Annotated in this window: 11 protein-coding genes; 7 read left to right on the forward strand and 4 right to left on the reverse strand. The window is 40.5% G+C overall.

The genetic code is table 11. The features are described 5' to 3' along the window. Positions 1-230 precede the first annotated feature (230 nt). A complete protein-coding gene (pckA, locus tag ATH1_RS0113415; RefSeq protein ID WP_010422640.1) occupies positions 231-1850 on the forward strand; it encodes a phosphoenolpyruvate carboxykinase (ATP) in 1620 nt (539 codons plus the stop codon). Positions 1851-2094: 244 nt separating this feature from the next. Here pckA and ATH1_RS21490 read toward each other — a convergent pair whose 3' ends face one another. The 4 genes from ATH1_RS21490 to folP all read right to left on the reverse strand — a co-directional run bounded on the left by ATH1_RS21490 (position 2095) and on the right by folP (position 5527). Next, the gene (locus ATH1_RS21490; RefSeq protein WP_156062765.1) at positions 2095-2271 is read right to left on the reverse strand and encodes an NAD-dependent epimerase/dehydratase family protein; all 177 of its coding nucleotides are present in this window, start codon (positions 2269-2271) and stop codon (positions 2095-2097) included. A 10-nt stretch (positions 2272-2281) separates the two neighbouring features. Beyond that, entirely contained in the window at positions 2282-3634 is a 1353-nt protein-coding gene (locus ATH1_RS0113420) for a mechanosensitive ion channel family protein (protein WP_010422643.1), read from the reverse strand. A 236-nt stretch (positions 3635-3870) separates the two neighbouring features. Continuing rightward, the gene (cdaA, locus tag ATH1_RS0113425) at positions 3871-4650 is read right to left on the reverse strand and encodes a diadenylate cyclase CdaA (RefSeq protein ID WP_010422644.1); all 780 of its coding nucleotides are present in this window, start codon (positions 4648-4650) and stop codon (positions 3871-3873) included. Then, on the reverse strand, positions 4637-5527 hold the full coding sequence (folP, locus tag ATH1_RS0113430) for a dihydropteroate synthase (RefSeq protein WP_010422645.1): 891 nt from the start codon (positions 5525-5527) through the stop codon (positions 4637-4639). The genes cdaA and folP overlap by 14 nt, the downstream gene beginning before the upstream one ends. 187 nt (positions 5528-5714) lie before the next feature. Between folP and ATH1_RS0113440 the strand changes: the two genes are divergently transcribed. From ATH1_RS0113440 to ATH1_RS0113460, 6 genes are all read left to right on the forward strand, one after another. Then, positions 5715-6272, forward strand: a complete 558-nt coding sequence (locus ATH1_RS0113440) for a DUF1599 domain-containing protein (RefSeq protein ID WP_029164123.1) — start codon at positions 5715-5717, stop codon at positions 6270-6272. Further along, positions 6220-6420, forward strand: coding sequence for a hypothetical protein (locus ATH1_RS22810; RefSeq protein ID WP_425358288.1), 201 nt, complete (start codon positions 6220-6222; stop codon positions 6418-6420). The genes ATH1_RS0113440 and ATH1_RS22810 overlap by 53 nt, the downstream gene beginning before the upstream one ends. A gap of 58 nt (positions 6421-6478) precedes the next feature. Beyond that, positions 6479-7711, forward strand: coding sequence for a BT_3928 family protein (locus tag ATH1_RS0113445; protein WP_010422648.1), 1233 nt, complete (start codon positions 6479-6481; stop codon positions 7709-7711). Between the two features lie 6 nt (positions 7712-7717). Beyond that, entirely contained in the window at positions 7718-8473 is a 756-nt protein-coding gene (tpiA, locus tag ATH1_RS0113450) for a triose-phosphate isomerase (protein WP_010422649.1), read from the forward strand. A gap of 394 nt (positions 8474-8867) precedes the next feature. Continuing rightward, on the forward strand, positions 8868-9200 hold the full coding sequence (locus tag ATH1_RS0113455; RefSeq protein WP_010422651.1) for a 50S ribosomal protein L11 methyltransferase: 333 nt from the start codon (positions 8868-8870) through the stop codon (positions 9198-9200). A 37-nt stretch (positions 9201-9237) separates the two neighbouring features. After that, complete coding sequence (locus tag ATH1_RS0113460) at positions 9238-12561, forward strand: hypothetical protein (RefSeq protein WP_010422653.1); 3324 nt, start codon at positions 9238-9240, stop codon at positions 12559-12561. The last annotated feature ends 1 nt before the right edge of the window (position 12562 follow it).

The following is a 12562-nucleotide window of genomic DNA, read 5'->3' on the forward strand; positions in this document are numbered from 1 at the left end:
ATGTATAATTAACCTCTAATCATCTAAGAAACCAAAAACAGGTAACAGATTCTTCGTCGTTACCTCCTCAGAATGACATTAGACAGTCTGTCATTCTGAGCGGAGCGAAGAATCTAAAATCAATTAAAGCATAATAAGTTGCATCAGACCAATAACTTAGACTAATTTTATACGGATGAAATATTGTAATCACTCAAAATTTATTTACTAATAATTAAAACACAAAAAACATGCAGAATTTGGATTTGAGTAAATACGGGATAACGGATGTGAAAGAAATTGTTCACAACCCCTCGTATGAAGAGTTGTTTAAAGAAGAAACCCGTCCCGACCTGGAAGGTTATGAAAAGGGGATCGTTACGGATCTGGGAGCCGTTGCAGTTGACACAGGTATTTTTACAGGCCGGTCGCCCAAGGACAAATTCATTGTTAAAGATGAGACCACGAAGGACACAATATGGTGGACATCTGAACATGCCCCCAACGACAATAAACCAACGACTCCGGAGGTCTGGAAAGAATTGAAGGAATTGGCCGTGAAGCAGCTTTCGGGCAAGAAACTTTACGTAATGGACACCTTCTGTGGTGCCAATCCCGATACGCGAATGAAAATTCGTTTCATCATGGAAGTTGCCTGGCAGGCCCATTTTGTCAAAAACATGTTTATCCGTCCCACTCAGGAAGAACTGGAGAATTTTGGTGAGCCCGACTTTGTTTCATTGAACGCTTCAAAAACAGTGAACCCAAAGTGGAAAGAGCATGGCCTTAATTCTGAGGTATTTACTGTTTTTAATCTAACAGAAAAAATGCACGTAATAGGTGGTACATGGTATGGTGGAGAGATGAAAAAAGGAATGTTCGCCATGATGAATTATTATCTCCCTCTCCAGGGAATGGCTTCCATGCACTGTTCAGCTAACGTGGGAAAAGACGGAGATACGGCTATTTTCTTCGGACTGTCTGGAACCGGTAAAACAACCTTGTCTACCGACCCAAAACGGGCCCTTATCGGTGATGACGAGCATGGATGGGATGATGACGGCGTCTTCAATTTCGAAGGCGGATGTTATGCTAAAACCATCAATCTCGACAAAGAAGCTGAACCCGATATCTATAACGCCATCAAGCGGGATGCTCTGTTAGAAAATGTAGTTATTGACGAAAACGGCAAAATTGATTTTTCCGATTCCTCAAAAACAGAAAATACAAGGGTTTCCTATCCGATCTACCACATTAAGAACATAGTAAAACCTGTATCAAAAGCGGGCCATGCCAAGAAGGTAATTTTCCTGACTGCCGATGCTTTTGGTGTTATGCCTCCGGTATCGAAACTGACACCTGAACAGACCAAGTATCACTTCCTTTCAGGTTTTACAGCCAAACTTGCAGGAACCGAACGTGGAATTACAACACCTGTTCCTACTTTCTCAGCCTGTTTTGGTGAGGCATTTCTCTCACTTCATCCAACCAAGTATGGTGAAGAACTCGTGAAGAGAATGGAAGCGGCAGGGGCAGACGCATATCTGGTAAATACCGGATGGAACGGCACCGGGAAACGCATCTCTATCAAGGATACCAGAGCCATTATTGACCGGATACTCGACGGTTCTATTGAAAAGGCCGAAACAAAAACGATTCCGATCTTTAATCTGGAAGTTCCCACTTCGCTTGAAAATGTTAACCCGAATATTCTTGACCCGCGTGACACTTATGATGACCCAAAGAAATGGGAAGAGAAAGCGAAAGATCTGGCAGCCAAGTTCATCAAAAACTTCAAAAAATATACAGACAATGATGAAGGCAAGGCCCTTATAGCAGCCGGCCCCCAACTTGAAGAGGTTGAGAACTGAAATCAAATTTGCGAGATTCACGAACTGAATAAAACGTCTGCTCTGAATGAGCTTATTTCGTAAAAGTGAAGACGCAGGGAACTTTAGATTCGAAGTTAACCCGTTGTTAATTAGAGTTTAAAACATCTGGGCCAATACAATTGGAAAAAATCATTCAGGAGTGGACTTAGTAAAACAGAAATAATATTAAGGGACAGACTCATTCTGAGATTCTGTCCCTTTTTTTTAGTTTACAATAAGTTGGCTAAAAAGCAAAATGGATATCCGGGTAAGTAAAATAACACCATCGAGTTTTTCCGTCAGATGCTCTTCGCCCCGTTGAAAATCGGTGCGCGATAGGCACACAATCACCTCTATTCAGCAGACGTTCCGAAAGAGCACTTCCTATCAGGCCTGAAATTCCACTTATGGCAATATTCATGCATCAAATTTTATCGATTCGTATTCAGTTGTTCCCATCCGCTCTTCAAATGCAGATCGCGCTGTGGAAATGGTATCTGAATCTTATTGGCCCTAAACTTCTCGTCTATTGAAAAGCGAATTTTGCTTTTCAATAACTCTACATAAAAAACCTCTTCGACCCAAAAATATACTCTAAAATCTAAAGATGAATTTCCAAAATCTCTAAAGAGCACGAAAGGAGCCGGATCAGGGATCACTTCATTCTGCTCAAGGGCACTTTCAATCAGCAATTTTTCCACCAAACGAACATCAGAGCCGTATGCCACACCAACATCAACATGAAAACGGGTTTTGGGTTCATTATAGCTCCAGTTAATAACTCTCTCACTTACAAAGTTATGGTTTGGAACAATCATTATAATATTGTCACGGGTTAAAATTTTTGAAGTTCTCAACCCAACATCCATAACACGCCCAACTAATTCGGATTCAATTTCAACCACATCTCCAACTTTTATCAATCCTTCAAACAATACAACCAACCCGGAAATGTAATCATTAAAAAGTCCCTGAATACCAAAGCCCAGTCCTACCAATAAAGCAGCAGAACTGGCAACCAAAACAGTAATATTAATGCCGATGGAATCTAAAAGCAAAATAATTGCAATAACCCAAAGAACATATTTCAAAAGTTGAAACACTGTTTTAGATTGCCCCATATCAAGTCCCCTGGACAAAATATGACGCGTATAAATAATCTCAATAATACTGATAGCTATAGAAACACCATAAAGAATAAGTAAGGCATAAATAATGGTGCCAATGGTAATATTGGCTTCATTAACTGAAAAAAGCTGATTATTAAAAAAATCAAGAATAAAAGTCCCTGCCAGCTTCAACCAGATGTTTCCAATCAGAACAAATAACAAAAGCATGGCAAAACGATGCAGCTGGCGCCCGATACTCCGATCGAATTTCAAGCTCTCTGCCGCCCTGGCAATCAGATGTTTAATAAATTTATTGAAAATTACGAGAAAATAGACACCTAAAACAAATGTCAAAACAAAATATGGCGAAATCGGGACTTCTCCGGCAATTGTTACAACAGGTGTCCCAAAAAACTCACGAATATTCAGTCCCACTACACTCAGAGTCCATATAGAAAGACCAATGATAAGAAAAGCCCGGACAACCCAAAAAAGTGTTCTGAACAGAATGCGCTTAAAATTGGTATCGCCTTTTATCTGACCGGGCCGGGTAAGCAACCACCCTGCAATCAATAAAACCAGAATAACGATTAACTGAAAGTACTGCATTGTACCTAACGACAAAAGCCATCCTTCTTTATATCCCGGTACTCCGGAAATTAATGAATCAATCATACAAGCTTAATTAGGTCTGTCCATAAAGTACTATTTGTTGTGTTACACTTACCACCAAAGTAGTCATCCCGAAGTAGCTTTTGTAAGTTTTTTTAAAACCAACAAAAAGCACAGCCGGGACTCCGTTTTTGCATTTTAGCAAGCCTCTATCATATCGGGGCAGGCATTGCAACTGGCACTCTTTGAACAGACACACATTTTGTAAAAATTTTTGCGGGTTTATAGACGAGCGCTAATTAACGAGTTAATCCGGCAGCCTCGAGACGTTTTTCCAAATCTTCGACTGTTATATTATACTCCCCTCTGCCATTCTGAAAAAAACTGATTCGGCCACGCTCTTCCGACACAACAATGGCAACGGCATCGGTTGACTCAGTGATACCCATACCTGCCCTGTGGCGCAGACCGAAACGCTTGGGCATTTCCATGTTCTGCGATACAGGCAAAATACAACCGGCCGCCTTTATTTTGTTTCGGTTAATGATTACCGCACCATCGTGTAAAGGATTGTTTTTAAAAAAAATGGATTCTATCAACCGCCTTGAAATAACAGCGTTAAGTAGTTCTCCGGTATGCACAAAATCAAGCAACTCCGAATTCTTGGTGATAACTATTAATGCGCCGGTCTTGGAACGGGCAAAATCCTCACAGGCCTGTACAACGGGCTTTATGTAAATATTCATCATTCCTGCCGATTTGTTTTCAAAAAAACGCTCAAAAGAAAAATTATTATGTAAATTGTACCGGCTGCCGAGCAACAGTAAAAATCGTCTTATTTCCTGCTGAAAAACAACGATAATAGCCAAAACACCAACATTCACGAAATTATCGAGAATGGTTGAAGACAACTCCATGTTTAATGACTTAATCAATAGCCAGAAAACAATAAACGCGAAAATACCAATGAAAATATTGAGCGCAACCGTTCCTTTTATCAGCTTATAAAGTCTGAACATCAGATAGGCTACGAGAAAAATATCCACAAGATCAATAAACCGTATCTCAAGAAATGTCATACAAATCCCGCTTTATAGTTTTTGACACTAATTTAACACATTCTACGGCTTCTTTCACATCATGCACCCTCAAAATATTAGCTCCGCGGCTCAATGCCAGCGTATTCAGCACCGTTGTGCCATTGAGAGAATTATCGGGAGTACCATCCAGATGTTTGTAAATCATTGACTTACGGGACAATCCCACCAACAAAGGAAACTCAAACATCTTGAATTGTTCAAGTTCGTTCAGCAACCTGAAATTATGCTCAATATTTTTCCCGAAACCAAATCCGGGATCAATAATAATATCGGAAACTCCAAGTGCCCTCAGCTGATCAACTTTTTCGGCCAGGAACAAAATAACTTCCCCTGTTACGTCGCTGTAAACCGGATTGTTTTGCATATTCCCGGGCGTCCCTTTCATGTGCATCAATACATACGGAACATTCAGCCCGGCCACGATTTCAAACATCGAGGCATCCAACATTCCGGCCGATATATCGTTTATGATATCCACCCCGTAATCATTCACTGCTTTTTGCGCAATTTTCCCACGAAAGGTATCAACAGAGAGCAGAATGTCCGGCCAGCGATTGCGAATGGCTTTTAAAACCGGCCAGAGTCTGTTCCCCTCTTCTTCTTCTGATACATCGTCTGCTCCGGGACGGGTTGAACAGGCGCCGATATCTACCATCCTGCCCCCTTCATCCAGAATTTGTTCCACGCGCGCCAACACCTTATCTAAAGAGGTTACTCTGCTGCCCTCATAAAAACTATCGGGAGTTACATTGACGATTCCCATCACCACAGGTTCAGACAGATCAACAAGCCTGCCCCGGCAATTAATTGAAAGTGCAGGCGTTAAAAATCTGTCTTCAACTTCAAAATTCTTCATTTTCGTATTTCTAAAAACAGGTCAATTCGTAAACAAAAAAAGCTAAAAAAAGAATGTTTTCAAAGGTAACACTTCGGTAAGCTTTTACAATTAACGGCAAATCAACGCCGGAAATATCGGTAAAAATCACGGATAATGCCGGTATGTTCCACCGCTTTTTTGTATTTTTACCCCTCAAAATAACAATATGGCAGAAAAAACAGACCAACAATATGAGCATGTCATAAAACTGTGCCGTGATGTTTTCGAAAAAAAGATGAAAGACTATGGAACGGCATGGCGTATTCTTCGTCCCAGTTCCATGACCGACCAGATTTTAATCAAGGCCCGGCGCATCAGAAGCATTGAAACAAAAGGTACTTCCAAAATTAAGGATGATATTCGTTCCGAGTTCATCGGAATCGTTAATTATGCAACAATGGCCCTTATTCAACTTGAATTGGGGCCTTGTGAGCATCCTTCAATGAATTCCGAAGAAGCCTTAGAACTTTACAATAAACATATTTACAAGGCCAAAAATCTGATGGCAGATAAGAACCACGATTATGACGAAGCCTGGCGGAATATGCGCATCAGCTCTTTTACCGACCTGATTCTTATGAAGATATACCGAACCAAGCAAATCGAGAATAACCAGGGAAAAACCCTGGTATCGGAAGGGATAGATGCCAACTACATGGACATCATAAATTATGCGGTTTTTGGCCTTATTAAACTTGAATTTCCGGAGGATGAAAATGTATGAGTGCAGTCTAAAAAGCCTTTTGACCCCTCAATCCCCTAAAGGGGACTTTTTCAAACTGCTGATTTTTAGCAGTTCCCCTTTAGGGGTCTGGGATAAAAATGGTAAAAATCAGCAGTTTGAAGGCTTTTTATACTGCACTCAAAGTTAATATCTAAAAAACTGTTGATATATTGTAAATCTATGCAAACTTAAAAAACAACATAAAAATGTGGAAGGTATTACGATTCTTCAGCCGTATTTTTGTGGGAGCTATTTTCATATTCTCGGGATTTGTTAAAGCAGTAGACCCGGTAGGCGGAGCTGTAAAATTTCACGATTATTTCCAGGCATTTCACATGGAATGGCTCATGCCGTTAAACATGCCCTTCAGTATTGCACTGGCTTCGCTGGAATTTACGATTGGCATTCTGCTCTTTTTTAATGTTTTTCCGCGAAAAACCGCCATTATTTCATTTATTTTCATGATATTCTTCACTTTACTTACTCTTGTACTTGCCATTTTCAATCCTGTTTCGGATTGTGGGTGCTTTGGCGATGCCATTAAGCTAACCAACTGGCAGACATTCTGGAAAAACATTGTCATTTTGGTATTTGCTACTTATTTATTCTGGAAAAGAAATGAGCTGACATCCCCTTATTCTATTAATATTCAACGACTTTTCTCAACGTTAATACTGATTTATATATCAGGCATTGCTTTCTACAGCCTGCGTCACCTGCCACTGCTCGATTTCAGACCGTACGCAATAGGAAGCCACATTCCTTCCGGGATGAAAATTCCAGAGGATGCCCCCCAGCCTGAATATAAAACCACTTTCATTCTGGAAAAAGAAGGCGTTAGAAAAGAATTTACCGAAGATAATTATCCGTATGAAGACACTACATGGACATTTATCGAAAGTAAGACAAAACTTGTTAGTGAAGGCTATCGGCCCCCCATTTACGATTTCGTTCTGCAACATCCCGAAGAGGGCAATATCACCGACCGTCTGATGGAAACGGGGAAACCACTTTTTCTTGTTATCTCCCCTTCAATCACTGAACTCAAAGAAAAAACAGCCATCCAATTAGCCGAGATACAGCAAACTGCCAGAGAAACCAATTCGGATTTTTATGTGGTAACCTCTTCAACCCTGGATGATGCTGAAAAAATAAATGCGCTTTATAAAACCAACTTTGAATTTCTTCAGGGAGACCAAACCAACCTGAAAACTATTATCCGTTCAAATCCGGGATTATTGCTGATTATAGACGGAACAGTGGCAGGCAAATGGCATTACAATGACCTCCCTCCTGCCCGGGAGATTGAACAACCATTAAGTTATGCTTTGACTCAACAAAAAGACAAGAAAGACAATTTACTAATTTTCGGCCATGCAGTATTGCTTGTTCTGCTGGCCTTGTTTATATTAAAACCAAGTAAAACAATAAAACAATAAAAACCAATGAGACAAAACATTGTAGCCGGAAACTGGAAAATGAACAAAACCCTCCAGGAGGGAGTCGAACTGGCCAAAGAACTCCAAAAAGCCTTGCATGCTGAAAAACCCAATTGCAGAGTAATTATTGGAACTCCTTTTATTCACCTGAGCGAAGTTTGCAAAATAGTTGACCCGGAATTGATAGGGGTTTCTGCTCAAAACTGTGCCGATCACGAATCGGGTGCCTATACAGGTGAAGTATCTGCCGAAATGGTAAAATCAACAGGAGCAGAGTATGTCATCCTCGGACACAGCGAAAGAAGGGCTTACTATCATGAGGATAATGCCATGCTAAAGACCAAAACCGATCTTGCTTTGAAAAACGGTTTAACACCAATTTTTTGCATTGGAGAAGTTTTGGAAGAAAGAGAAGCCAACAAACATTTTGAGATAGTAAAATCTCAACTCGAAGAATCATTGTTCCATCTGTCGGCCAATGACTTTAAAAAGATGATTATCGCTTATGAACCTGTATGGGCCATCGGAACCGGAAAAACAGCAACACCGGAACAGGCTCAGGAAATGCATGCTTTCATACGCAAAACCCTGGCCGGGAAATACGGACAGGAAGTAGCTGATGAGATATCTGTTCTTTACGGCGGAAGCTGTAAGCCGTCCAATGCCAAAGAGTTGTTTGCCAATCCTGATGTGGACGGCGGACTTATTGGCGGGGCTTCTCTGAAAGCCGATGATTTCCGTGGTATTATTGCCGCTTTTTAGACAGACAGTAAATAGTGTCTGTTCAGAAAGTGCCATTTACTGTGTTACGCTTATCCGAAAATTACTCATTTACGATAAGTAAATTCAGTATTTTCGGACTTCGCAAGCCTTGCAAATGACACTTTCTGAACAGACACATGAGTGCAGTATAAAAAGCATATTTTTGTCAAAATCAAGGCGTTTTAAATTTTTGTACCGGAGTTAACTTGTTGTTAATGAGGATGCAAAAATTCAAAACAACAACGAGTTTGGCAACAAAGATGCTTTTTAGACTGGACTCACAAATGATTTGATACAACTTTTCCCGACTTTATAGACAGGCACTAAATAAAGACTTGATAATTTATTGCATGCAAGTTCCATTCGGCAACCAACTTAAACCAATTTTATACTGATGAGTTATATCAAAACGACCATCCGCGTTCAGCCTGTGGATACTGTAGCATGTGAGATACTGATTGCCTGGTTGAGCGAATTAGGGGACGCTTCGCTTCTCAAAACAAAATCTTCCTATAACATCATTTTGGCAAATATTAACAGGAATATTCTGATGGAAGATATGCCCCACTACAACCATGCACTGAAAAACAACGGATATGTGCTTTTGAGTGGTTTCTACAAAGAGGATTTTGAAAAAATTGATAATATAGCCCGGTCGCTGAAGTGGAAACATCTTTTGACAAAAGAACAGAACAATTGGGTGGCTGTATCGTATAGAAAAAAGTAAAAGTTTATCGGTGAGTCCGGTCTATTGTTATTAAAAAATGAAGCAATTTTACAACTTCCTCCAGACAATTCCACGTGACAAATACCGTTTTGTTTTGCTTGTTTTCTTTTCTTTAATACTTAATTTTTCCTCCGGAGCTCAGGAAAAATATTTCTCCCCTGCAGGTCAGGCAGGATATTTTGAAAAAATAGAAACCATTTTCAAAGCTTCATCAGAACGTAAAAGAGCCGACGACTTTTTGGACCAATTTGAAGAATTCTGGCAGTCACCCTCGACTCCCGAAGAAGTCAAAGAAACAATTATCGAAATATCAGACCTGTTATACGAAAAAAAGGCAAGAGCTTTCCCCGATTACCATTTGTTTCTCACCACGATGCAGTCCTTTGTTGAAAACGACCAGACCGGCCGGAATTTTCTGGTCTGGAAAGAGGCTGCCGTTACATTATTGAATCAACCACGGTATTATACGCGCCACTTTGTTGCACTGCTGAAAACAACCAAAGGTATAATTGATGAATGTAAAATCTTCAGCACTTCAGGCACCGATTGGTACTCAAGAAACCCGAATTATACATTCAGATTCTCGGAAGATACCCTTTATCTGGAAATTGAATCGACAAAACTGGCCTGTCATGCCAGAAACGACAGCATCGAGGTTTTCAATACCGGCGGAGAATTAAATATCCTTTCCGGGATGTGGTACGGAAAATCGGGTAAAATAACATGGGAAAGAAGTGGATTCCCGGAAAACAAGGTTTATGCAACTTTTGATGAGTACACTATTGACATGAACGCATCCGACTTTACCATTAATAATGTTACTTTTTACAACACATATTATTTTAACAGCCCGCTTAAAGGAGATTTAAAACACAAAGTAATGTTTATCCCTGAACCTTCAGTCAGCAATTACCCCCGCTTTACATCATACGAACAGTTTTTCCAAATCAATAACATCCATCCGGACATTCATTACAAGGGAGGTTTTTCACAGCAAGGTGCGAAATTTCTTGGTTCAGGAACCAATGAAAACCCGGCTACCATAAGTATTTACAGAAATGACAAACTGTTTATCAGTGCAAAATCGCTTGTTTTCTCACTCCGCGAAGATGAAATATTGAGCCGCAAAACCGAAACAACCATTTATCTCGATACAGGGCAGATTCATCATCCGGGACTGGAATTTAAATACATGGTTCCCAGTGAAGAACTATATCTTATTCGGAGCGGGGAAGGCATCTCTAAGAGTCCCTTCTTCGATACTTATCACAAAGTTAGTATTGATTCAGAAGTGCTTTACTGGAACCGTTCTTCCAATTATATGGAATTGCGCATGCTTCCAGGATCGGCGAATAATTATTCATTTTTTGAATCGCTGAAATATTACCGTGAATCCTTTTTCAATAAACTGCAAGGGATGGATGCCGTGCACCCGTTATTCGGGCTGCGAAACTGTTTTTACAATAATAATCAGCAGCCTTTCACGGCGGAGCAGTATGCCCGTTTCCTGAACATGCCCCTGAGCCAGGTACGGCAGCAAGTGCTTCAATTATCGTTTCACGGATTTGTCGACTATAATCCGAATACAGATACGATAAGGGTACAAGAGAGGCTTACTGACTATATTCAGTTCAGGATGGGTAAAAAGGACTACGATGTCATTCGTTTTAAATCGGTAACACCAGGAAACACGCCAAATGCCCGTTTCGACCTGAGAAATTATGATCTGGCCCTGAACGGAGTTGAAAGCATATCCATCAGCGATCATCAGAATGTTGTTTTCCGGCCAAGAAACCAGCAAATAACCCTTAAGTACAACCGAAATTTTAGTTTTAACGGTCACATTCTTGCAGGGATGATTGAGCTCTTCGGAGACGGATTTTTCTTCTCCTATGACAATTTCCGTATCGATATGACAACCATAGACTCTATGCGTATGAATATTGGCAGTGACAAACTGGATGAGTATGGTCGGCCAATGCTTCGGCCAATTGATAATACAATTGCCGGACTTTCCGGATATTTGAAGATTGATACCGCCAATAACAAATCGGGTTTGATAGATTACCCGCATTTCCCGGTGCTGGTCAGTAATAAAAATTCGTACGTGTATTATGACCGACCTGATATCCAAAATGGGGCTTATAATAAGGAAAACTTTTATTTTGAACTGGACCCATTTGAAATAGACAGTCTGAACGAACTCAACCGTAAAAACATTGTCTTTAGCGGAAAGCTGAAAAGCAACATATTCCCTGTCATTGAAGACCAGCTTGTGGTAAGAAATGATTATTCTCTTGGTTTTGTTAAGCAGTCGCCGCCCGAAGGCTACCCTGTCTATCAAAACAAGGCTACCTTTACACATAACATCGATTTAAGTAACAAGGGGCTTAAAGGCGAAGGTCGGCTCGATTACCGGAATACTTCTTCCGAATCAAAAGAATTTACCTTTTTGCCCGATGAAACAAAAGGGATAGCACATAGCTTTAATATTGAGCCTCAAACCACCGGAGTTGAATATCCGGATGTACAGGGGGAAAATGTACAGATCAATTATCTGCCGGATGAAGATAAGCTCCTTGCCAAACAAATTGACGATCATTTTAACATTTTCCGGCAAGAGACTTCTCTTGAAGGTGATTTAACTTATACCCCGAATGGTTTGCAAGCCAAAGGAAAATTATATATGCCTACCGCCAACCTGATATCCGACAAGATGGATTTAACACACCATGCCCTGATGGCTGATAGTGCTGATTTCAACCTTATTGGTGGTGAAGATATGGAAGGCGTTTCATTTAAAACCAATAATCTTGCTGCCCGGCTGGATTTTGAAGAAAGACAGGGCCGTTTCAGATCAAGAGATATTGGTAATATAGTGGAATTTACAGATAACCGCTATATTGCCTACATCACTGAATTCTCATGGAATATGGATGACAATGACATATATATGGGAGCCAGTGGTTCAGAAGGCAACCGTTTTGTGTCGACAGACCGCCGGCAGGACTCTCTCGATTTTATTGCCCCGCTTGCTGTATACGATATGGAATCGAAAACCATTAAAGCCAGCGAGGTATCAAATCTGGAAGTTGCCGATGCCAACATTATTCTAAACGATGGTATTATCAACATCCATGAAGATGCTGAAATGGACCCCCTCGATTCCACGCTTATTCTAATCAACGATTCACGACATAAATTCAAAAATGCACATGTTACTATTGACGGGAAATATGCCTACCAGGGGTATGGAGAATACGACTTCATAAACGGAGATAACAAGACCTATACGATTAACTTTCATAACATCTCGGTAAATGATGACCACCACACTATGACTTCATTTACAGTTCGATAGA

Source organism: Anaerophaga thermohalophila DSM 12881, from assembly GCF_000191885.1.
Classification (GTDB): Bacteria; Bacteroidota; Bacteroidia; order Bacteroidales; family Marinilabiliaceae; genus Anaerophaga; species Anaerophaga thermohalophila.